Annotated in this window: 16 protein-coding genes, 1 tRNA gene and 2 pseudogenes; 11 read left to right on the top strand and 8 right to left on the bottom strand. The window is 37.8% G+C overall.

Annotated elements, in window-relative coordinates:
- The first annotated feature begins 2 nt into the window (after nt 1-2).
- The 3 genes from FJG96_RS08120 to FJG96_RS08110 are packed head-to-tail and all read left to right on the top strand — an operon-like array spanning nt 3 to nt 2,578.
- The gene (locus FJG96_RS08120) at nt 3-932 is read left to right on the top strand and encodes an ABC transporter permease (protein ID WP_139413503.1); all 930 of its coding nucleotides are present in this window, start codon (nt 3-5) and stop codon (nt 930-932) included.
- The gene (locus FJG96_RS08115; protein ID WP_139413502.1) at nt 925-1,809 is read left to right on the top strand and encodes an ABC transporter ATP-binding protein; all 885 of its coding nucleotides are present in this window, start codon (nt 925-927) and stop codon (nt 1,807-1,809) included. Before FJG96_RS08120 ends, FJG96_RS08115 begins: the two co-directional genes overlap by 8 nt.
- On the top strand, nt 1,796-2,578 hold the full coding sequence (locus FJG96_RS08110) for an ABC transporter ATP-binding protein (protein ID WP_139413501.1): 783 nt from the start codon (nt 1,796-1,798) through the stop codon (nt 2,576-2,578). The genes FJG96_RS08115 and FJG96_RS08110 overlap by 14 nt, the downstream gene beginning before the upstream one ends.
- A 609-nt stretch (nt 2,579-3,187) precedes the next feature.
- Here FJG96_RS08110 and FJG96_RS08105 read toward each other — a convergent pair.
- On the bottom strand, nt 3,188-6,565 hold the full coding sequence (locus FJG96_RS08105; protein ID WP_139413500.1) for an autotransporter family protein: 3,378 nt from the start codon (nt 6,563-6,565) through the stop codon (nt 3,188-3,190).
- A 198-nt stretch (nt 6,566-6,763) separates the two neighbouring features.
- Between FJG96_RS08105 and FJG96_RS08100 the strand changes: the two are divergent.
- Nucleotides 6,764-7,295, top strand: a pseudogene (locus FJG96_RS08100) (late control protein); the annotation flags it as partial.
- A gap of 528 nt (nt 7,296-7,823) precedes the next feature.
- Here the strand turns inward: FJG96_RS08100 and FJG96_RS08095 are convergent.
- Nucleotides 7,824-7,900, bottom strand: a tRNA-Met gene (locus tag FJG96_RS08095).
- Nucleotides 7,901-8,060: 160 nt separating this feature from the next.
- Here FJG96_RS08095 and FJG96_RS08090 point away from each other — a divergent pair.
- Nucleotides 8,061-9,017, top strand: a complete 957-nt coding sequence (locus FJG96_RS08090; RefSeq protein ID WP_139413499.1) for a Gfo/Idh/MocA family protein — start codon at nt 8,061-8,063, stop codon at nt 9,015-9,017.
- Nucleotides 9,018-9,067: 50 nt separating this feature from the next.
- Nucleotides 9,068-10,186 carry a DegT/DnrJ/EryC1/StrS family aminotransferase gene (locus tag FJG96_RS08085; RefSeq protein ID WP_139413498.1) on the top strand — a complete coding sequence of 373 codons (1,119 nt, stop codon included), beginning with the start codon at nt 9,068-9,070 and terminating at the stop codon, nt 10,184-10,186.
- Between the two features lie 271 nt (nt 10,187-10,457).
- Here the strand turns inward: FJG96_RS08085 and FJG96_RS09140 are convergent.
- Nucleotides 10,458-11,103, bottom strand: a pseudogene (locus FJG96_RS09140) (hypothetical protein).
- Between the two features lie 27 nt (nt 11,104-11,130).
- Nucleotides 11,131-11,727 carry a DUF1134 domain-containing protein gene (locus tag FJG96_RS08070; RefSeq protein ID WP_139413496.1) on the bottom strand — a complete coding sequence of 199 codons (597 nt, stop codon included), beginning with the start codon at nt 11,725-11,727 and terminating at the stop codon, nt 11,131-11,133.
- A 214-nt stretch (nt 11,728-11,941) separates the two neighbouring features.
- Here FJG96_RS08070 and chpT point away from each other — a divergent pair, with 214 nt between their 5' ends.
- Nucleotides 11,942-12,580, top strand: coding sequence for a histidine phosphotransferase ChpT (gene chpT / locus FJG96_RS08065; protein ID WP_139413495.1), 639 nt, complete (start codon nt 11,942-11,944; stop codon nt 12,578-12,580).
- 223 nt (nt 12,581-12,803) lie between these two features.
- On the opposite strand, the gene ctrA is transcribed toward chpT, so the two are convergent.
- Entirely contained in the window at nt 12,804-13,505 is a 702-nt protein-coding gene (gene ctrA, locus FJG96_RS08060; RefSeq protein ID WP_005773147.1) for a response regulator transcription factor CtrA, read from the bottom strand.
- A 562-nt stretch (nt 13,506-14,067) separates the two neighbouring features.
- Here ctrA and FJG96_RS08055 point away from each other — a divergent pair.
- Nucleotides 14,068-14,463 (top strand): flagellar export protein FliJ, encoded by a 396-nt coding sequence (locus FJG96_RS08055; RefSeq protein WP_139413494.1) that lies wholly within the window; start codon nt 14,068-14,070, stop codon nt 14,461-14,463.
- 148 nt (nt 14,464-14,611) lie between these two features.
- Here the strand turns inward: FJG96_RS08055 and sciP are convergent, their stop codons facing one another.
- Entirely contained in the window at nt 14,612-14,887 is a 276-nt protein-coding gene (gene sciP, locus FJG96_RS08050) for a CtrA inhibitor SciP (RefSeq protein ID WP_005773151.1), read from the bottom strand.
- Between the two features lie 439 nt (nt 14,888-15,326).
- Between sciP and mnmA the strand changes: the two genes are divergently transcribed.
- Nucleotides 15,327-16,550 (top strand): tRNA 2-thiouridine(34) synthase MnmA, encoded by a 1,224-nt coding sequence (gene mnmA / locus FJG96_RS08045; RefSeq protein WP_005773152.1) that lies wholly within the window; start codon nt 15,327-15,329, stop codon nt 16,548-16,550.
- A 280-nt stretch (nt 16,551-16,830) separates the two neighbouring features.
- Here mnmA and FJG96_RS08040 read toward each other — a convergent pair whose 3' ends face one another.
- Complete coding sequence (locus tag FJG96_RS08040; RefSeq protein WP_139413493.1) at nt 16,831-17,646, bottom strand: TrmH family RNA methyltransferase; 816 nt, start codon at nt 17,644-17,646, stop codon at nt 16,831-16,833.
- 749 nt (nt 17,647-18,395) lie between these two features.
- On the opposite strand from FJG96_RS08040, the gene FJG96_RS08035 reads away from it, so the two are divergent.
- Nucleotides 18,396-19,304 (top strand): cation diffusion facilitator family transporter, encoded by a 909-nt coding sequence (locus FJG96_RS08035; RefSeq protein WP_139413492.1) that lies wholly within the window; start codon nt 18,396-18,398, stop codon nt 19,302-19,304.
- 103 nt (nt 19,305-19,407) lie between these two features.
- Here FJG96_RS08035 and FJG96_RS08030 read toward each other — a convergent pair whose 3' ends face one another.
- Nucleotides 19,408-20,244 carry a DUF1460 domain-containing protein gene (locus FJG96_RS08030; protein ID WP_139413491.1) on the bottom strand — a complete coding sequence of 279 codons (837 nt, stop codon included), beginning with the start codon at nt 20,242-20,244 and terminating at the stop codon, nt 19,408-19,410.
- A 647-nt stretch (nt 20,245-20,891) separates the two neighbouring features.
- Here FJG96_RS08030 and FJG96_RS08025 point away from each other — a divergent pair.
- A complete protein-coding gene (locus FJG96_RS08025) occupies nt 20,892-22,112 on the top strand; it encodes an MFS transporter (protein ID WP_425456572.1) in 1,221 nt (406 codons plus the stop codon).
- The last annotated feature ends 14 nt before the right edge of the window (nt 22,113-22,126 follow it).

Raw genomic sequence — 22,126 nt, 5'->3', positions numbered from 1 at the left:
ATATGACAGTCAGTAATCATCATAAATCGCCATCATCATCTTCTTTGAGTTCTTGGTTAAATGATCCTGTTCCAAGGTCCGTAATTCAAGCAAACATACAAAGAATTTATCACGCACTGGTTAAATTTTTTCATAACTTTTCGGCTGTATTTGGTCTGCTTATTATTTGTATTATTGTCATATGTGCACTTTTTGCTCCTTGGATTGCGACGCACGATTTTCTGAGCAACGATCTGGGGCATCGATTACAGCCCCCCTCTATGGCTCATTATTTTGGGACAGATGAATTAGGACGTGATATTTTTAGCCGTCTTGTTTTTGGTTCTCGTATTACTCTTTATGTTGTTTTTCTCACAACCATTATTGTCGGACCAATAGGGCTTATTGTTGGAACTGTCTCTGGTTATGTGGGTGGATGGGTTGATACTGTGCTCATGCGTATTGTTGATATTTTTCTCGCTTTTCCAGCGTTGATTTTAGCTCTTGCTTTTTCAGCTGCATTGGGACCAGGGATTGAAAATGCTTCTATTGCCATTTCAATTGCAGCATGGCCGCCAATCGCACGTTTAGCGCGCGCTGAGACTTTGACAATACGTTCTTCTGATTATGTTTCTGTGGTGCGCTTGCAGGGGGCTTCTGCTTGGCGGATTATTTTGTTTCATGTTGCGCCCATGTGTATTCCTTCGGTGATTGTGCGATTAACTTTGGATATGTCTGGGATTATTCTCACGGCTGCAGGCCTTGGATTTTTAGGGTTGGGAGCTCAACTTCCAAGTCCTGAATGGGGGGCGATGCTTTCTTCAGGGCGGGAATTTATGATGACAAATTGGTGGTTGGCGGCAATACCAGGCTGTGCAATATTATTTGCAAGCCTTGCTTTCAATCTTTTAGGTGATGGTCTTCGTGATGTATTGGATCCACGCAATGGGTAATAAATTATTAGAAGTAGAAGATTTACGTATTTCTTTTCCTACAACGCGCGGTATGGCAGAAGTTGTGCGCGGTGTTAGCTTTTCTGTCGGAAAAGAAAAAATTGGCATTGTTGGTGAATCCGGATCTGGAAAATCGATGACTGGACGGGCAATACTAAAGCTGAGTCCAAAATCAGCCATTGTTAAAGCCAAAAAAATGCGCTTTGAGGATGTCGATTTATTGACGGCAAGTGAAGCTCAGATGCGAAAAATCCGCGGTAAGCGTATTTCAATGATTTTACAGGACCCCAAATATTCACTTAATCCACTCATCCGGATTGGGGAACAGATTATGGAGGCTTACCGTATTCATTACCGTGTTTCAAAAGCTGAAGCGCGGGAGCGAACCATATCTATGTTAGAATCTGTTCATATTCGTGATCCTGAACATGTGATGCGTCTCTTTCCTCATGAAATATCTGGGGGGATGGGGCAACGTGTGATGATTGCAATGATGCTCATTCCAAAACCTGATTTAATTATTGCCGATGAACCAACATCTGCGCTTGATATTACAGTCAGACGACAAGTTTTGTCCGTATTAGATGAACTTGTGACAAAGTCGGGAACGGGGCTTATTTTTATTAGTCATGATTTGAATATGATTGCTGATTTTTGTGATCGTATTTTGGTGATGTATGCGGGCCGTGTGCTAGAAGAATTGCCTGCTTCTGATTTGTCTCACGCTTGTCATCCTTATACAAAGGCTTTGCTCGCCAGTTTGCCACGGCTTGATAATCCTGTCGATGTTTTGGCTGTTCCTGAGCGCGATCCTGATTGGTTGTATAATCCTACGATTGTTAATGGTGTTGAGGAGGTTCATCATGACAAATTGTAAGAATATTATTGATGTTTCTAATTTATCTGTCACGTTTGGGCACAGACATAAGGCTGTAACCGTTGTTAGAAATGTTAATTTTCATATTAAGCGTGGAGAAGCTTATGGTTTGATTGGTGAATCTGGATGTGGAAAATCAACTATTTTGAATACATTGGTAGGGCTTATTTCAGAGTATAGTGGACAGTTTCTTTTTGATGGAGAAGAGGTTGCAAAAAAAAGGGACAAGAGTTTTCTGCGTCGTATTCAAATGGTTTTTCAAGATCCTTATGCGTCCCTTCATCCAAGAAAAATGGTTCATACGGTTCTTTCTGAATCGCTTAAAATTCATGGTATGGATAATCAAAGAGAACGGGTAGAGGATGCTTTAGATTCCGTTGGCTTAAATTCTTCGTTTCTTTATCGTTATCCTCATGAATTATCTGGAGGGCAGCGTCAACGTATTGCTCTTGCTCGTGCTTTAATTATCGAGCCAGAGGTTTTGTTGCTTGATGAGCCAACATCTGCATTGGATGTGTCGGTACAGGCTGAAATTTTAAACTTGTTGAAATCGTTACGTGAGAGAAAAAAGCTTACTTATTTGATGGTATCCCATGATCTTGCTGTTGTAGCACATATTTGTGAACGGGTTGGCATTATGCATAAAGGGATTATTCTTGAAGAGCTTAGCAATGATGAATTGCGTAATCTACATGCACAAAACGATTATACAAAGAAGTTTTTTGAAGCCAGTATTGAGCCTATCGTTCATAGAGAACAAAGAGCGTGATTAATTTTCCAGAAGAGAAAATGTCGTTTTTTCTGTGTTGAAGTTTCTGAAGATGCTTGGCGGCTTTGTGAAAGGGAAGGGAGAATAATAGGATTTTTTTTAGTTATGAATTTGCTGGATAGTGTTTGAGCTATAATATTTAAAATCCTATTAGAACTCTGGTTGTGAAATATACAACTGGCTTATAACACACATCCTTTGTTTGATAGTATTGTCTTGTTTTTTGCTTATCATTTTCTGTTTAGTTTTTTTATTTTAAGATTTTAAGCATTAAATGTGTGAGAAATAACAGAAGAGAATAATGGCTGCGTGTTCGGGAAAAGCTTCTTAATTATTTTATAATATCGTCTTATTTTTTAGTTGTGCTCTTTTTTAGAGCTTTGCGTATTATTCATCAAAAAATGCTCAGCTTTCTGCTTTATAAAAGAGAAGTTCTTGTAAAAAGTTTTCAATGGTCAATGACAGTCTTCAATTATTTTGCTGTTTTTGATTTTAAAAAACCGTTTAAAAAACAAATTGTCATAAATTAAAAAAGGCAGCATATTATGCTGCCTTTTTTGTTTGATGCAGTGTATAGAATAACAATACACCTGTTGTTAAAGTTTTGCCTCAAAACTGATAGCGTATTCCGCCTGAAAAACTTGCTCCAGAAATCCCCGTTTTTTGCAGCTTTTGTTGATAACTCACATCACCATGAAGGGAGAGGTTTGTGGACAATTGTGCACTGATACCAAGCCCACCTTCAAGTGCAGATCCCATAGCATCAAGTTTATAATCTTTATCAATATGGAGTGCTTGATCATCTCCAAAAGTTTTGATCAAGTTAACTTTTCCATAGAAAGACATAGGACGGTTGTTTTCAGTGGTAATGCTTTTGGTCAAACGCCCGCCAACACGGATCATCCATTGGTGAGGATTTTGCATGTCAATGGTCAGATTATCAGCATCTAAAATGGTATCAAATGCCAAATGTTGATAAGCAAGTTGTGCCTGCGGTTCGAATGTTACACCCTGAATTCCTGTTGCAAATTGTTTGCCAACGGTTGTGGAGATGTTCAACATTTTGGCATTCTTCAATTTTGCGGTTGTCCCAATGAGGGCATTGGTGATCTCTCCCTTTAAGATGCCATAGGATAACAGCGTATCAAGATAAAAGCCATTGTCGTATTGTATGGTTCCATAAGCTGTGAGGGACCATTTATCAACGGTGTTTTTTCCAGCATCTTGCATATCTTTTGGCGTAAAGGAAAGCTGTCCATAGGTTCCTAAAAGACCGAAATGTGTTGTGGTATTATGTCCTTCCAGTGTTGCGAAGTTCACCCCTCCTTGTAGAGCGGCATAGCGAAGATCAGCACCGCTATAACCATATTGGCGTGGCGCGCTTTCAGAGGAGAAGGTTCCTGTGCTTCCATAGGTGTGTAAGAAAAAGCCATTCTGTTTTTCTTGTCCTTTATCTATGAGCGCTGTTCTGATATTTGCCAACAATGCGTTTTGTTCAGCCATATCAGTCAATCCACTATAGAAGAGAGCATTTGGCATGACCAAATAGCTTGCCATTTGTGCTACAGGCGCATGTACATTTGCTTCAGGATGAGAACCGGACTCTGGATTAGAACCTGATCCCTCTGGATTAGAGCCGGACTCTGGATTAGAATTAAGAAACTCCGGTTGTAGACGAAAATCCCAGAAATTTTCATTTTTTTCATCAAAGAGATTTTGTTTTATATCCGCTTTGCCTTGGCTTGAGTTTGGTCCATAGACACGGAGCATATATTTATCTGGTGAACCATTTATTGTGGTATAGCCATGGGCTAATTTAAAAGAGCTTTCTTCAGCTGTTCCAGAAACTTGGATAAGAGAAAGTCCCCGTATATTTTTCTCAACATCAGAAGGTTTTTGTTGAGTGGTATTTCCTTTTAAATTAACAAAAATATTTGTAGTTCCCGAAACATCCCCATTGATCAAAAGCCGATCGGTTTTTTGGTCAGCAATTGGTTTACCATCACTCCACCAAGTATTGAAAGAAATCTGTGCATCGCCTGTTGCATTATAGACGGCTTTAGTCTCTGGTTTACCAGAGCCTATATGCAATGTGTGGTAATGATTTTCTGTTGGTTCTTGAAAAATAACAGAGCTGTTTTCGAGATCTAGCACAGAAATGTCAGAACGTGACCTTTGAGTGATATCAAGCAAATTGCCCTCAGCATTTTTCTCTTGTGTACTGTTTTTTAAGAACCATTTTGTCCCGTTTTTCAGGTCAAAGCGTACATTTCTCTCTTGTGCAATGTTTGCTCTGCCTTCTAAGGTGGAATGATCTGCATTTAATGTGAAACTGCCGATGGGTATTGCTTTTGCATCTATATAATCCCAAAATTCTTTGTCTCTTACAAAAGTTCCATTGCCTAATAAAACATCGGCATGAATTTCTGAATTTATGAGATTGGCTGTACCGATTGACAGATTGGTAATATTTTCAATGGTATGATCACTGAAAGCTCCAATGAGAATTCCAGCGCCATTATCGACATGAATTTTTGTATCGGTCAAATTAATCTCAGCATTTTGATAATCTTTAAGATCATATAATTCATTGGGAATAGTATGAAGAAGGGACATGAGCTGCACCCCCCCAATTTTCGCTGTTGCAGAAACGTTTGTGGCATCAATATGCCCCCCGTTTGCAGTGTACAAGGAAGCTTCTTTTGCGTTTACTGTTCCTCCCATCATGGTGATTTTAGATTGAGAATCGCTTGCATATAATCCACCACCATTAGATGAGGTAATGTGAGCTTCATCTTTTATATTAATGATGCTTCCAGATTCAGCAGACATCCCTACGGTGCTTGCAGAAACTGATCCTCCTGATACTGTTACTTGAGAATGACCATGAGCATATATGCCTTTATTTGCTTGAGTAATTGTTACATTTTTCAGAGATAGATTGCTGTTGTAGGTGACATATAATCCGACGAATGGTATTTTATCATCTTTAGGACTCGATATCAGCACATTTTCCAATTTGTTTTCTTTGCTGTCACTGTGATATATGTTACCTCCCATGATAGAAGCTGTAATGGAGCCTCCGGTCATTTTGATTATGCCACTCTCAATTGTGTCAATTCCGGTTGAAACATCTTTAATCGTTGTGCCATGTAATTCAATTACACTTCCCTCATTTTCTACGAAAGCACCAGTTCCTGTACTATCTATTGATGTTATAACAGCATCTGTAACATCAATATGACCGCCGTTTTCTGCATGCAATGTGCCTAGAGCATATCCGCTTACAGTTCCTCCTGTCATTGTGATTTTTGATTGTGGTCCATCTGCACGTAAGCCGCTAGAAAGAGATGAGGTAATCTTAGCATTGTTGTTTATATCAATGATGCTGCCTTGCTTAGCAGATACTCCATCAAGCTTTCCATTAAATTCCCCTCCTGATATTGTTATTTGAGAATGATCAGCTGCCTCTAGAGCATTGAAAGCATGAACAGTTACGTCTTTTAAGGTAAGATTGCTGTTCTTAGTAACTATTCCTGAAGTTGTTTCTAGGTCATCCTTTGCATTCGTTATGAGTACATTTTCTAGCATATTTTCTTTGCTCTTACTGTTATTGAAAGAAGCACCAGTGCTGAAAGTTATAATAGAACCTCCAATCATTTTGATTGTAGCTCCGTCTTTGGCTTCAAGACCTAAGTTAATTTCATTATCTTTGTTTTCTATGATTGTATTATCTAATAACTCAATCATACTGTTAGCGCCTTCAGCTGTTACAGCGTATGTATCATAGTAATATGGTGCTTTTACCGTTAAATGGTTGCCGATGATTTGACCGCCTTTTAGAGCATGAAGAGTCTCATAAGTGGCATCTTTGATCTCTTTTTTTTCTCCAGAAACTTCAAGAGATTCAGCATGAACATTGAATTGGATATTAAACAGCACGATAGCGGCTGTCGCCATAGATGACAGAAGGGATTTTTTATACACGAATACTCTCCTTTTGAAGCCCCCAATATTATTCCCCACACTCTTCAAAAGAAGAAAAGAAATAGATATTGCTTTTCGTTAATTACGCATAACTTTGGTAATTTATTTTGTTTTCTCTGTCAAAGTTAAAGTTGAATTTATCGTTACATACGCAATATATGAGTTTAATTTATAATTTATTTTTCAGTATATTAAAAAAATAAGTTTTTATTTTTAAGCGGGGACAATCTCCTCCTCTAGACAATTTATTAACATGAGTGTTCACATTGAGAGTTTAGTCTCGAGCTGCGCATCCAATATAGCATGATAGAAACACGATATTTTGATCGCGCAAAAGGGCAACAGCACGTTGTTACGCATCGCACAGGGTATACGGGGCTCATTCGCCGTCTGCGGACGTGTTACCCTTGTGAGGCAGAAACACAAGCTGCGGCTGCTTTCTGAGTCGGATAGGCTTTGTCGAGCCATGGGCAGTGGTTCTTTAAGCCTTGAGGGGCGCCCTGAAATCATGGCAGGTCAACAGCTTCTCCTGCAAGGGTTTCGAGACGAAATCAATGGTGCATAGAAGGTTGCTACTGTGTTCATCACTATGAAAAGTAAAGCGGATACATCACAGAAATAACCTTTGAAGCACCAGATAAGGGAAAAGAGGCATGAGAAAATTAAACGTATCAGAAACAGAAAATCAAAGGTGCAACCTGCTCCTTTGATCGGTCGTGATGTTTCTTGAGATTAAAGTGCAAGGTTTGCACTTTGGGTGGGAGAGAGTAATTGGGACAAGTTGTCCCTATTCCTTAAAGGAGCAATAGGATCATGTTGATCCAATTGCATGAGGATAGCAATAGGGTAATGTTTATCCAATTTCTCAAACAAGTAATAGTGCAAACATTGCACAATTGCATTAATGGTACGCAATACGGTCAAGTTGACTAAATTTCTCCAAGCTTCTTTTGTTTTTTAATAATACCTCAGAAAACCGAAAAACTGTCACGCAGTTTATGCTAAAGAAAAGATACCATTTTATGCATGCTTCTTCTCAAATAATACGATTCTTTTAATGCGATTCTTGCTCATGACGGATCATCAGAAATTGAGATCTTTAAGAGAAGAAAAATAAAGACTCATTAAAGAGGCTTTAAATGATCTCTGAAAGATCTTTGAAGCCCCTTTGAAAACCCCTTAAAAATCATTTGAAAGAAAATAGATTGGTAGAAAACCTGCTGGCAAGCTACAACTATAAAAACTACTGTGAAAAAAATGGTAGCGGAGGAGGGATTTGAACCCCCGACACAAGGATTATGATTCCTCTGCTCTAACCTACTGAGCTACTCCGCCAAAATAAAATTATAAGTGCAAATAATTACATCTTCTGCGGATATAAGAGGTAGAATAGGGAGATGTCAAGCATCGTTTTTAAGCTTTTCTCTTGTCATTCTATTTTATCCTCGATATGTAAAAGTATAATTTTGTAGATAAAGTAAGGTAAGGCATAAAAATGGTGCCACGTGTAGCGGTTTTAGGTTGCGGTCATTGGGGTGAAAACCATATACGGACACTCCACTCTCTTGGGGCTTTAGCAGCAGTTTCTGATATTAATGCTGATCGTGCTGCCAGTTTTGCAGCGATGTATGGTGTAGAGGTTATTCCACCAGATGATCTTTTCACTCATCAAAATATTGATGCGCTCGTATTAGCGCTGCCGCCACAATTTCATACGCAAAATGTGCTGCGTGCTGTTAAAAATGGCAAAGATGTTTTGGTGGAAAAACCAATAGCCTTGAGTGTTGCTGATGCTAAACGCCAAGTTCAGGAGGCTGAGGACTATGCGCGGGTTTTTATGGTGGGCCATATTTTACGTTTCCATCCGGCTTTTGAAAAAATGTGTGAATTGGTGAAAAACGGGGAATTGGGGGAGGTGCGATATATTTACTCTCATCGATTAGGCTTTGGAAAATTTCACACACACAGTGATGCTTTATGGGATCTTGCCCCTCATGATCTCTCAATGATTTTAGCGTTGACAGGATGTGAGCCTTCCGAAATTCGCGGTGAGGGGGCTGCTGTCGTTGATCAGATTTCTGATTTTTCTCATGTTCATATGACTTTTCCAAATGGTGTACGTAGTCATCTTTTTGCTTCACGTTTGAGCCCTTATCGTGAGAGGCGTTTAACTGTTGTTGGGACAAAGGCTATGCTCGTTTTTGATGATATGGAACCGTGGAGTCGTAAATTGGCAATGCACCATTTTGCCGTTTGGAAAGAGAAGCAAGAGTGGGCTTTTAGCATGGATGAGCTGAGTTACATTGATGTTTGTGAAGATTTGCCCCTTACTTGCGAATTACGGCATTTTCTTTATTGTATTCAAACACGTCAATTGCCTCGTACAAATGGTGATGATGCTATTGCGGTTTTACGGATTTTAACAGCTGCTGGTGTCAATTATGATAAATAAAAAGAGATAAGTAGTGCTTTTGTATTCTTGTGATGATCAATGGAGTTAATATGCAATTCATCGACCTTGGGGCGCAGCGGGCGCGTATTGAAGATAAAATTAATTCTGCAATTGCGCATGTGGTTGCGAGTGGTCAGTATATTTTGGGGCCAAAAGTAACAGAGTTTGAAGAAAAATTGGCTGAGTATCTTGGCGTTAAACATGTCATTGCATGTGCTAATGGAACAGATGCTTTGAAGATGCCTCTTATGGCTAAAAATATCGGTCCAGGGGATGCTGTGTTTTGTCCTAGCTTTACTTTTTCGGCGACGGCTGAAGTTGTTGCTTTGGTGGGGGCTGAGCCTGTTTTTGTGGATGTTTTACCCGATACATTTAATATTGATGTTGAAAAACTTTCTCGCGCTATCGAAATGGTTAAAAAAGAGGGAAGGCTAAAGCCAAAGGCTATTATTGCTGTTGATTTATTTGGGCTTCCTGCTGACTATGTGCAAATTGCTCAAGTGGCAGCAAAGGAAAATCTGTTTGTCATTGAAGATGCTGCTCAATCTATGGGGGGAAGAAGCGGTAAGACGATGTGCGGTGCTTTTGGTGATGTGGCGGCCACAAGCTTTTATCCTGCAAAACCATTAGGGTGTTATGGCGATGGAGGCGCTATGATGACTAATGATGATGATTTGGCAGAACTTTTACGCTCTATTTTGTTTCATGGGAAAGGTGAAACACAATATGATAATGTACGGATTGGTATGAATTCACGTCTTGATAGTATTCAGGCTGCAATTTTACTCGAAAAGTTTGTAATTTTTGAAGATGAAATGGAAAAGCGTGTAGAAATTGCTCAACGCTATTCCAATGGGTTAAGAGATACTGTTACTGTTCCAGAAATAGGAGAAAATATTCGTTCTGCTTATGCACAATATACAATTAAGGTAAGAGAGCGTGATAAATTAAAAGATTTTTTACAAAAAAATTCTATTCCTACCATGATTTATTATAAAACTCCTTTACACCAACAGCTAGCTTATAAACGCTTTCCTTATGTAGAAGATTCCCTTTCTGTTTCAGAGTCTTTAGGAGAGTGTGTGTTAAGTTTACCAATGCATCCTTACTTGGCGCAAGCGGATCAGGATATGATTATCCAAAAGATAAGAGATTTTTATCATTCTTGAGAGCGTGCTTTTATCTTTAAAACTTATGGTAAAAGCTTTATGGGTGATCTATCTTAGATGGTATTTTTTGTTAGAATGTATGATGAATATTTTTTAAGTGTTATTTGCCTTTAGGATTCATGAAATGCTGTCCTTTAAAGCGGTGTAGGGTAAGAAATTTTTTCTTTAGTTTAGCGAGAAAGTCACGTTTAATAAAAGGCATTTGGATTATGAGAGCTACAATGAACCTTTATTGATTTTACTCTTCATTGAAGGTGTTTTAAGAGATAACTTATTTAACAGGGCCTTTAGAGGAGAGATAAGTTATTTTTTTGCGAATACGTGATGCTAAATCATTTTTGCTTTTGGATTTTTGAATCAGTGTGTTGATGGGTGATGTGTGCCCCTCCTGTAGCGCTATTTGGGCCGCTAATGTTGCGGCAAGATCTTTTGTTTCTTCACGGAATTCTTCTAGCAGCTGGTGGTTAGCCGTTATATCAAGCTCATGAGTTTGGATTTTTTGTAAACGTTGCTGATACTGTGCGATTTTTTCATGCATCAGTTTGCTTTCCTGTGAAGGTGTTTGTGTTGACAATATTTTGTTTGATGGCGATCGATTCTTTGGGAGAAGTGTTTTGTGCGGGGAGGTATAGCCGATAAAGTTGTTCTATGACTTGACTCAGATGTATTTTTTGATGGGCATATTTTTTTTGCAAAGATTCATACTTTTGTTGGTTCTTTGCTAATTCTACAGCATGTTGTGCACAGATAAAATCGTGGTTTGCTTGTATTTCTGTGAGTGATAATGGAAGTTGTGCACAAACATCTTTATGCGCAAAATGAACGGCTTTACGCCAAATAAGAGGGGATAAAAGAACGAATAGCCAAGAAGTGGTGGCAACCCCAAGAATAAAAAAAAGAAACGATTGAATAAGCATAATACCCCCTTTCAAATAAGAAGACGTTTAAAACGGATTCCATGTCGGTTTCGGTGTTAATTTTAAATATCCTATGTTGATACCAAGACGTGCACCGATTCCTGTTCGTATTGGGATTAACAAGGTATCATGGTATTTGAGCACATGAAAACCAACCCCTGCAATTAAATAGGCCGAACCTGAAATACCACCATAGCGTCCCCATAAATTATTTATGCTCTTAAGATTGTAAACCAAGATCATGAGACGAGAACCTTGGCCACCAAAATCCCAGCCTACTGAAGGACCTTGCCAAAAAACTTTATGCTGACCATAACTTTTGGTAAAAACTTTTCCTTCGCCATAGGTTAATCCAGCAAAAAAGGCGCCCGAAGCCTCTTCTCCTAAAATATAGGCATTGGGATAACCGTATTGTGAAAAAATATTTTGAATTGCGATCGCTAAACCACTGGTTGTTTTTCCAAAAAAAATATGACCAGAATCAATAATTTCTTGAAGTGAATAATGAGGCTCGCTTTGCTCTATCGGTTTTAGTTGAGCATATGCAGTGTTTATGGTGACGAATAAAAGGAAGATTAAAGATATAATATTTTTGTACCAGTATTTTAGCAGAGAGAGAGCCATAGAGTTTTCTCCTTTTATTAGTGACAAACAAAAAGATAATATTAGGATTTTCATTCTATTCAAATAAAAAATAAGATGTAAGGTTATTTAAATTCTTGAATTTATTTCTAAAAATTTTTTAGCATGACTGTTAATGTTTTCTCTTATGCATCAGATGTTAAGAGTTTTTCTTTAAAATGAAGTTTATTTTTTGAATATAGGAGTTTTCAATCGTATGACGTTTGCTATTTCTTTGAAGCCTATGGATCTTGCTGCTTTGCTTTGTAGTCGACTTTGCCATGATTTAATTTCACCTGTGGGGGCTATTCAAAATGCAATGGAGCTTTATGACGAGGGAGGCGCAGAAGAAGAGGCTTTGCAATTGGTGCGTTTATCCGTTGCGAGTGCTTCTGCACGTCTACAATTTGCGCGATTGGCTTTTGGTTTTGCTGGTGCAAGTGGGGGACAAATAGAGACACGTGCTGCAGAGCAGGTTGCGCAACAATATATGCTGCAAGAAAAAGCAACTTTAAAATGGCAGGTTCCCTCTCTTTTGTTACAAAAAGATGAAGTTAAACTTTTGCTGAATTTGTTATTGATTGCAAATGCAACAGTTTCTCGTGGCGGTGAAATTGTTGTTATGATTGTGCAAGAGGAAAATAAACGTTCTTTTCGATTTGAGATTGTGGGTGAAATTCTTCGTATTCCTCCACATTTTCTTGCGTTATATCATGGAGAAGCTCAAGAAGAGCTTATTGATGCACATGTCATCCAATTTTATTACACAATGTTACTTGCTGAAGTGACAGAGATGAAAATAAATATTGATAAAAGGGATCATTGTATTGTTTTAGAAAGTGTGAAAAAGCTTTGAATAAGAGAGAAGCGCTTAAGCCGTATTGGGGAAAAAGAAACTTCGATCAAACTTATGAGCGATAAAATTATATTTGCGAATAGAGTGTATTATTTCTTAAGCTTTAAGCGCTTTCTATATCAGATTTTTTGTGTGCGAGTTTTTTTACTTGTGACAGAGAAAAATCTCGGGAAAAATCTCGGCCCGCTACACCCCGAGATTTTACAATGTGTATTTTCACTGCTTAAGCGGTTTTTCGTACGTTCTCTTCAACTGGATCACGCAAGACATAACCACGTCCCCAAACGGTATCAATATAATTTGCATTAGAAGAGACTGCTTCCAATTTTTTCCGTAGTTTACAGATAAAAACATCAATAATTTTTAGTTCTGGTTCATCCATTCCACCGTAGAGATGATTGAGAAACATTTCTTTGGTAAGTGTTGTGCCTTTGCGCAAAGAAAGAAGCTCTAGCATTTGGTACTCTTTACCGGTTAAGTGAACAGGGCGTCCTGCAACTTCGACAGTTTTTGCGTCAAGGTTAACAGTGAGATCACCAGTAACAATAACTGATTGTGCATGTCCTTTAGAACGACGAACAACTGCATGAATACGCGCAATAAGCTCATCCTTATGAAAAGGTTTTGTCATATAATCGTCTGCCCCAGAGCCAAAACCACGAACCTTGTCCTCAATGGCATTCATACCAGAAAGGATAAGGACAGGCGTTTTTATTTTTGCCAACCTTAGAGTGCGCAAGACATCGTACCCTGACATATCGGGTAAATTTAGATCAAGCAAAATGATATCATAATCATAGAGTTTTCCTAAATCGATACCTTCTTCACCAAGATCAGTGATATAAACATTAAAATTGGCTGACTTTAGCATCAACTCAATGCTTTGAGTAACCGCTCTATCATCTTCAATTAATAATACGCGCATTTTAGATCCCTCACTTTGCTCCTTTACGAATCACAAGGAGCATTTCTATTTTATAAACAGTTGGTAAAACCACTGTTGATAAAAACAATTCATGAAATCAAACACTTAGCAATAAAGCGTTTATGAATATTTCAGTAGTACGCGTAACAATCACTACTAAATTCCCCACTATCCATGATAGTGGTTAACAAAATATTGTTATTTTTAAAAGAGGCTACAAAATTATTTTAAAAAAATTGCGTACTTTTTAACATAATAAAAAATGAAGGGCTTTTCTTATAAACTGTAATCTAAAAAAATCTTTTAAAAAAAGCTTTATAAATTACTTTTTTACAATTTCAGTGTTTATTTACGGAGCTTTAAACCTCTTCATTTTATAGTGGGGGAAAAAGTGAAGAAATAGTTATGGCTCTTTAAAGAAGGTTGTGTTTGCAGATGCTTTAAGGAAGGGCGGAGTTATGGTCTTATTAATAGACTGTTTTTCGGCTAGACATATAACTAAAACGATATGAATTGAGTATGAATGCGCGTTTTGAGTTGGCACAATCAAGGAGTAGTGAGTATGAAGCCACGGGAAAATATGGTGCGATTGAGGATGTTTCAAGTGCGTGGAAAGCGCCGTGAAATTGCACAGCTTGAAATGATGATCGCAGAATTTGAACGAATGGTGTTAGAACTGGAAACGCAGATTTCTCATGAAGAACGTAAATCTGGAAACAGTGATGTTCACCATTTTGCTTATTCTGCTTTTGCGCGTGCGGCTCGGCAAAGACGTGATAATTTGCTCAATTCCATTCGTGATTTACAGCTTCAAAAAACAAATGCTGAAATTGCTCTTCATGAAGCGCATACCGAGTTGCAACATGCACAACTTTTGGAAGCACGAGAAAAAAAGACTGCTGCGGATGATGTGGATGATGAAGATATTTTGATTCAATCTAATTCAATGGTTGGCTAATTCAATGAATGAGTAATCAAAACAATTCTTAAAAAAGCAATTCTTTCAGATTTATCTGTTGAGAATAATATAAAAACAGCCAAACTTTTATTAAGTTTGGCTGTTTTTATAAAGTGCTTTATGTTATCAAATCATGATCAGTGGCAATTTAATGCCTGTAATCTTGAATCTTGGTCGTTCGCAATCCCGCTAAACCGTGTTCATCGATCAAACTTTGCCATGAAAGAAATTCTTCTACAGTCAAAGTATAGCGTTGACACGCTTCGTCAAGACTTAACAATCCACCTCTGACAGCCGCCACAACTTCAGCTTTGCGACGAATCACCCAGCGCCGTGTTGTTTGTGGCGGTAGGTCGGCAATTGTCAGTGGACTTCCATCTGGCCCAATAACATATTTCATTTGTGTTTTTATCAAATTGGTCATTCGTATCCTCTACCTTTCGTCAAGGACTTGATTCGTTTATAGGGCATGAAATTTAAAAAAGAGCTAAACGCGCTGAAAGAAAAAATTAATAAAGTGATTGAGCGGGTAATAAGGAAGCTTAAGCAAACTGTGTAGAAGCGCCTCTTGCAATATTTTACCAGATTTTATTTTGCTAGATTGAAAAAAAGAGAAAAAAATTTTCCTCAATGATTTTTCTAACTGATTTCTCCCAAATGATTACTATTATGCCTTATTTCTATCACTCTTTTTTATTTACAGCTGCTTTTAAGAAAATGATGCTATGGTTGTAGAAAGGATAAAAAAACAATATAAGGGCAATCAATAGCATAAAAGTGGCAAAAGCATAAAAGAAGAAGCGCATATCAGAATGTTAACATATGGCTATCCATTAATAGAGTACTAAATAGAGAATGAATACATGTTTTTGAACAGTCTTGATTTACCAGGACAACCTAAGGATTCTCGCATTGTTGTTGCAATGTCGGGGGGGGTTGATTCATCGGTTGTTGCAGGTCTTCTAAAAAAGGAAGGGTATAATGTCATTGGCATTACATTGCAGCTTTATGATCATGGGGCTGCAACGCATCGGGTAGGGGCGTGTTGTGCGGGACAAGATATTGAAGATGCGCGTCGTGTTGCAGAAACGTTAGGAATACCGCATTATGTTCTTGATTATGAGAAACGCTTTCGCGAAGCTGTTATTGATCCTTTCGCAGAAAGCTATGCTCATGGAGAGACTCCAGTTCCATGTATTGCATGCAATCAGACAGTTAAGTTTGCTGATTTGTTAGCAACAGCTCGTGAATTGGGAGCCGATGCTTTGGCAACGGGACATTATATTCGTTCGCGTTCTCATGGGGCACATCGAGCACTCTTTCGTCCTCTTGATAATGATCGTGATCAAAGTTATTTTCTTTTTGCAACAACACAAGAACAGATTGATTATTTGCGTTTCCCCCTTGGAGATCTTCCAAAAGCGCGCGTTCGCGAAATGGCTGCAGAAATGGGCTTTGTGGTTGCCAATAAGCATGATAGTCAGGATATTTGTTTTGTTCCACAGGGAAAATATTCAGATGTTATCGCAAAGCTACGTCCAGAAGCTGCTAATCCTGGTTTTATTGTCCATATTGATGGAAAGATTTTAGGCAAACACTCGGGGATTGTTAATTATACTGTTGGTCAACGTCGTGGTATTGGAGTATCAACGGGGGAAGCGCTTTATGTGGTTTATCTCGATGTGGAAAATGCCCGTGTTATTGTTGGTCCGCGTGAAATGTTAGAAACGCATAAGCTTTTTTTACGGGATGTGAATTGGCTTGGTGATGAGTCGTTGGATAATTTTCCTTCTCAAGGTATTGAAGTGGCGGTAAAGGTCCGTTCAACGCGTCCGCCTCATCTTGCGCGCTTGCATTATAAAGAAGGTGTTTTTTCCGTTGATTTGTTGGAATGTGAAAACGGTGTGGCACCAGGGCAAGCTTGCGTTCTTTATGATGGAAATGGTCATGAGGCACGTATTCTTGGGGGAGGATTTGTAACGCATTCAGAGCGTGCGGCTGACATTGAAATGATGTTGAAACGTGTGTTGTGCAATCTTGAAACAAAAGATTCTGTTTCCTCTGAACTTAAGACAACAGCTTCATAAAAAGATAATAAATTGATTGATAATTTTATCCTTCAATGTGAATGAAAGACTTGTGTAGAACTTTCTCATTGCAAATTTGTTTTTGTGATTGAATCCATTCAACCCGTGTCTTTTGCACATTACAAGGGGGATGGTGGATAACTGGGCTTATGGTGGGGAAGTTGATAAAAGAAATGTAAAAAATGTCTTTGTTAAATGTTTTCAAATGCTAGGAGATAGCAACTTGTGGGGTTGGTAAAGAACACACATCATCGAATATTTGTTACAACTTAAAATCTTATCATCTTGAATGGTCAAAGTCGGTAAAATGGGCGAGAGCAATCCCTGAGGCTGTGGCAACATTGAGGCTATCAAAGCCATCAGTCATGGGAATCCGTAAGGCTTGTGATTGTTGTAGTATATGAGGTGGTAAGCCATCACCTTCTGTTCCAAAAATAAGGGCTATTCTTTTAGTTTTGTTTGCTTGCTTGAGCGTGTGTGAGGCAGAGGGAGAGAGTGCATAAAGATGAAAATTTTCATCGTTTAGAGCAGCTATAATGTCATTTATATGAGCGTTTTGCGTATAGGGTACTTTTAGGGCAGCACCAGCAGAAACTCTGATTGATTTGCGATAAAGCGGATCGCAAGAGGTTTTGTCGACAATAATGCCGTGACTGGCAAAGGCTGCTGCATTACGAAAAATTGATCCCATATTATCATGATTTGAGATACCACATAAAACCAGAATCAAAGCTTTTTCTGGTAGGTTGTGTAAAAAACTTTGTAATGATGGGAGCGTTTTGCGTTTACCGATACCCAGAATACCACGATGAACATGAAAACCGGTGATACCATCCATGACTTTTTGTGAAACGCAATAAATGGGACATTGAGGTTGTGTTTTTTCTAAAAGCGGTAGAAGTCCAGGGAGGCGTTTTGCTAGGATAAGCAGCGAGAGAGGAGAAAATTCTTTTGAATGCAATAATGCGGACAATGTTATTTTACCTTCAGCAATAAATTGCTGTTGTCGTCCAACAAGATCTTTTTCACGGATATTATGATAGTCTTTTAGGCGTGGGTCATTGGTTTCGTCAATTGTTGTAATATTTAAATGCATGCGAAATTCTTAATGCTTTTTTCTTTTAATTTCCAGTTGTTAGAATTTGCTTTATTTTTAAAATAAAGAGATAAAAAATATTATTTTAAAACTTATGGTAGAATTTTTGTTGACAACATATACATTTTAGTGTATCGTAAAAACACTGATGCGGGATAATAAGTTTTGTTTTCGTATCGGGTGCAGTGTCTTGGGTCCCCGCTATTTCCCAAGTTCTGTATGCCCTTAGTTATAAGGGAAAAGAATCTGGGTCCCCAATGCCCAGATTCTTTTTGGGGTCCGTGAATCTTTTTCTAAGTCTTTTGGCAGTCCTATTTTAAAATTTCCTTAAGCTGTAGGGGGATAAGGGAGTGCTCAGTCATTTTTTCTAAGATACAGAGATGTTTATAGGTGGCGTCATTATGCATATCATAAAATGTGAAAAAAAATGCGTGATCATGACACATTTGAGCAAAAGAAGTTTTTTCGTTCATAAAACGTGAGATGGTTTTAAGTTGTTCAGAAGATGATTCATGAAGGGAATTTGTTTATTTCCTCTTGGGAAAAGCTGTTTGTTTATGCCTTGTTTTCTTTATCCTTTATTGCTGATGTCTGGTAACTGGGGAGTCTTTTGCGATAACAAGGGTGCGTTGAGGCGTTTAGCGTATGGTAGCTTCTGTAATATTGAGAAAATATTGGTGATATGTCAAAAATATCGTTATAGGGTTTAAAATATTATTCCTTGTTTCCTGAAGAAAAGGACGCGTTTCATGAATGTGAAAATCAATATACAAAGCTTAACTTTATACTCCATTTTTATTGCGTGTATTGTTTTTGCTTTGAAATATTGGGCATATCACATCACAGGGTCGGTTGCACTTTATTCTGACGCGTTGGAATCAATTGTCAATATCCTTGCATCATTGGCGGCATGGTGGGCTGTTAAAGTGAGTTTGAAGCCAGCGGATCATGATCATCCTTTTGGGCATCATAAAGCGGAATATTTTTCCGCGATTCTTGAAGGAATCCTCATTATTATTGCGGCAATTGTTATTTTAAGAGAAGCGTGGATAGCACTTGCCACCGTTAAATTATTGCAGAAACCTGGAATATGGCTTGTTATTCATCTTGTTGCAACTGTTATAAATTGCATGTGGGGAATGGTTCTGCTTTGGCAGGGAAAACATCATCGCTCACCGGCTCTTAAAGCTGATGGGGTACATTTTATAACGGATGTTTTTACGTCGCTTGCAATTTTAATTGGTTTGATTGCTGGTTTTGTAGGGGGATGGGGCGTTTTAGATCCTATTTTAGCGATAATCGTTGCTGTTAATATTCTCTTACAGGGTTGGAAGGTGATTAGGAATGCTGTTCAAGGATTAATGGATGTTGGCGTTGAATTGAATGAAACCATGCGGATTCGGGAGCTGATTTCTGCCAATGCAGATGGCGCACTTGAAATCCATGATTTACGCACGCGTGTTGCTGGTAGAGTTACTTTTATAGAGTTTCATTTGGTTGTACCAGCTGTCATGCAGGTCGGAGAAGCCCATAAAATTTGCGATAAAATTGAAGGTGTTCTTCAAAAAGAATTTGATAATGTGCGTATCTCTATTCATGTCGAACCTGAAGATGAAGCCAAATTGCCTCCCGGTACCACAATGATCCCTTTTATATAAAAGGGATAATTTGTATAAAATACTTTATGAGATAACAATCATAACATATCTCGCTTCATTTATTCTTTCCCAAAAATATGTTTTTCATATCACTATGATGTTATTAAAGAGCCCTTAAAACAATGATTCCTGGTGTTTTTGCAACATAATCCATAAAAGGGGAATCAACGACTTTTTCATTTGCTTTTCGTGAAGAGGCATTTCGTAACATTGGGCCTTTGTCTGTCATGATAAAGAACCCCACGTGTGTCACATCCAATCCAGCAAGTGTTGTATAAATGCCAATGAAATCACCTGATTTTAAACGGCTTATAACCTCTTCATTAATAAAGTTACTCGGAATATACGTTATTGTGCGTTTTACAACAGGAAGTCCAGGAAGATAGTTTCCATCATCAGCTTTTTTATTGAGATATTTTTCTATACTCACCGCATGAGGACTTATTTCAGCGGTAATATCAGCGGCGAGTTTATATTCTCTATAAGCCCAGTCTGTAAAAAAATGTTTTCGATTTAAAAAATGAACTTTACCCTTAATGTAACGCGTTTTTATGACGTTATTAATGAATTCTTTTGGGGATGTTGAGTTGCGCAATGCTTCAACATAATCTAGATACGTGAAGCAATCTAAGCCTCTAAAATCAATAATGAGTTTTTCTGGTATCTTTTCTGAGCCCTGTAACATATTTGCTTTGTAAGGTATCCCTAAAAAAGCTTTAGAAAAAAAATCAATCAGGGCTCCCTTTTCGGGATCATTTATTTCTGAACGTTTTTTGAGAAGAGCATTTAACTTATTTAAAGTGTAGGGATCTAGCTCTATGTTGGTTGTTTGTTGGGTGTCTCTTTTATTTTCTAAAATACCCTTTTGTGAATCAGAGTTTTGAACATCACATCCTGTTACGAATATTAAAGTGAGAATTAATAGGGATATTTTTCGCATTTTATACACTATTTTAAAATTCACAGCTCATGGAGAACTTTCACTAAAAGGGGTATTGCCTCATGCTTATTCGTTAGACCATTATTGGATTTAATAATAGCATATAATCATTGATGGCCTTAATAAATATGATCTGTTTTTACAGTATTAAGCTATTCTGATGATGCTTCTTTAATCTTATCGTATATTCTGAGGATGAGGAAAATTCTTAAGAGCTTATCTTTTGTAATGTTTTAATGATTATCGGCTCTCTGATTTATTCAATAAAATTACGATTTTTAAAAGGTGTGGTATGAGTGGGGGGAATAATGATTGATAAAGTCAATTATGATTTCTTGAAAACTATATAATGTCTCTAAAATTATTAGGGTGTTCTATCTCTTCGGAGATCTTATTAATGATTTTCTCTCATGAATGTTTGTTCGTTTAATGTAAAAAAAATATACTTCATACCTCGATAATTATATATAAAGTAAAAAATAATTTTATATTTTTATCTTGACTCTTTTTAAAATTTTTACTTTGTTATTATTTTGCATGTGAAATTTATACGGTATAGAATACTTAAAAAAGAAGAGGGTAAAAGAAAGCGGGGGTGTAACTGTACGTGTAAAATGAGTAACTGAGTGTAAAATAGTATGTATGTTATGCAAGACCACATGCTCAATCCGAAATTTGTTCGGCGTGGGCTCATTTTAGTGTTCATCACTTTATTGTTAGATATTCTTGGCATTGCAATTATTTGTCCCGTTTTGCCTGAATATTTTTCTCAGTTAACTGGAAAAGATGTCAGTACATCTTTTGTAGAAAGAGGAAAATTACTTGCAGCTTATTCAGTGATGCAGTTTTTATTTGCTCCTGTTATTGGCAATCTTTCTGATCGTTATGGTCGTCGTCCTGTTTTACTTGTTTCTATTATCTGTTTTGCTCTTGATAATCTGATATGTGCTATAGCATGGTGCTATTCTATGTTATTTATCGGGCGTCTTTTATCAGGAATAAGTGGTGCTAGTTTTGCAACGTGTACAGCTTATCTTGCTGATATATCTGATGAAAAAAACCGTACACGCAATTTTGGTCTATTAGGGGTTGCCTCCGCATTAGGGTTTATTTTGGGGTCATTTATTGGTGGTTTTTTAGGTCAGTTTGGTCCGCGTATTCCGTTTTATTTTGCTGCTGGTTTTTCACTCATTAATTTTATTTTTGCTTGGGTTATGCTTCCTGAGACTCTTTCTTTATGGAATCGGCGCTTTTTTGATATTAAGCGGGCAAATCCCTTAGGTGCTTTTTGGCAATTGAAGCAATATCCGATGGTTCTTTGGGTATTGTTGGTCTTTTTTCTTTATTGGTTTGCGGAATCTGTATGGCTAAGCATTTGGGCGTTCATTGCAAAAGAACGCTATGAGTGGAGTTCGTTTTCCATAGGAATATCCTATAGCGTTTTTGGGATAGGCCAATTTATTGTTGTCGCTCTTATTTTGCCTTATTTTTCTAAACGATGGAGCGATTGGCGTATTACAATAGTGGGGCTTTTGTTTGCATCCGTTGCTATGCTAGGCTATACCTTCGCAACAAAGGGGTGGATGGTTTATATGGTTTGTGCGTGTACAATGCTTGAATATCTTGTTCATGCACCTATTCGTGCTATTGCTTCAGCGAAGGTGCCGACAAATGTACAAGGAGAACTACAAGGAGTCATGACATCCGTTGTTTCATTGAGTTTAATATTTGGTTCTGTTTTTTATGTGTTTCTCTTTGAATGTTTTACAGATAAAAATGCACTGTTTTATTTTTCTGGTGCTCCCTTTGTTGGGGGCTTTTTGCTTCTTATCGTAGCAACGGTCATTTTTACTTTGCGCGTACGTTAATTTGTTGAAGGGAG

It is taken from the genome of Bartonella mastomydis, assembly GCF_900185775.1.
GTDB classification, from domain to species: Bacteria; Pseudomonadota; Alphaproteobacteria; order Rhizobiales; family Rhizobiaceae; genus Bartonella; species Bartonella elizabethae.
The sequence above is the reverse complement of the archived record's forward strand: the minus strand, read 5'-3'. Positions and strand labels throughout refer to the sequence as shown.